The 1,148-nt window shown below is 74.0% G+C and carries 2 protein-coding genes; both read right to left on the reverse strand.

Going from position 1 to position 1,148, the window contains the following annotated elements; genetic code table 11:
- The coding region (locus tag AC27IO_RS24595; protein WP_498741259.1) for a VOC family protein at window positions 1-330 on the reverse strand (330 nt) is incomplete at its 3' end.
- Window positions 327-1,148, reverse strand: an 822-nt coding sequence (locus AC27IO_RS24600) for a PhzF family phenazine biosynthesis protein (RefSeq protein ID WP_498741260.1), incomplete at its 5' end; no start/stop codon positions are given. The genes AC27IO_RS24600 and AC27IO_RS24595, both read right to left, overlap by 4 nt.

The following is a 1,148-nucleotide window of genomic DNA, read 5'->3' on the forward strand; positions in this document are numbered from 1 at the left end:
GGCCACGTCGCGCACCGAGGCCACCCAGTGGATGAGCTGCGGGCCGTCGCGCGCCACGCGGGCCTGCAGCGCGGGGTCGTCCATGTCGAACCAGCGCCGCGTGCCCGCCGCCGGCCCGGGGGCGGCGGGGTTCATGGCGATGATTTCCAAATAGGTGCGCGGGTGCGCCGGGCCGCTGAGGTTGAGCAGGCGGTTGTGCGTGCCCATGAGCGGGTGCTCGCCCCCCATGGCCGGCACCACGCCCAGCGTGCGGCGGCACCAGTCCACGCCGCTGTCCAGGCGGTCGGCCATCACCACGAGATGGTCGATGCAGGCGTCGGGCAGGTTCACAGCCGCACCTCGCCGTTCACGCAGGTGACCGATCCGCCGCCGACCCAGATGCGCTCGCCGTCCTGGTGCACGTGCACGCGCCCGGCCCGGCCCATCGCGGTGCCCTGGCTGGCGACGTAGCTGGGCGGTGCCAGGTGCGCGCCGATGAGCCACTGCGCCAGGGCGGCGTTCAGGCTGCCTGTCACCGGGTCTTCGGCCAGGCCGTTGTTGCCCGGAAAGAACGCCCGCACCTCGAAGGCGATGCCCTCGTCGGCATGCGCGCCGACCACGCCCACCTTGCCGCGCGGCCCCACCACGCCAATGTCCAGCTGGCCGAGGACGGCGCTGTCGGGCTGCAGGGCCAGGACCCGCTCGGCGCTGGCGAGCATCACGCCGCGCCAGTTCGGGCCGTTGTCGCACCAGGCGTGCGCCACGATGTCGCTGCGCTCGATGCGCAGGCCGCGCGCGATCAGGGCCACGTCCTCTTCGGCCAGCGGCCCGCTCTTGAGCAGCGGCGGCGCGGCGAAGGCCAGCCGGTCGCCGTCGCGGCGCAGCGTGATCAGGCCCAGCGCGCATTCCTGCACCACCTCGCCATCGGTGCGCGGCTGGCCACCGGCCTCCAGCCAGGCGTGGCAGCTGCCCAGCGTGGGGTGCCCCGCGAACGGCAGCTCGCGGCCGGGGCAGAAGATGCGAACGCGGTAGTCGGCGCCGGCGGCCCGGCCGGCTTCGGTGGGCGGCAGCAGGAACGTGGCCTCGGACAGGTTGGTCCAGTTGGTGAAGTGCTGCATCTGCTCGGTGGACAGGTCCGAGCCGTCGAGCACCACGGCCAGCGGGTTGCC

It is taken from the genome of Acidovorax sp. KNOB132 (assembly GCF_057541515.1).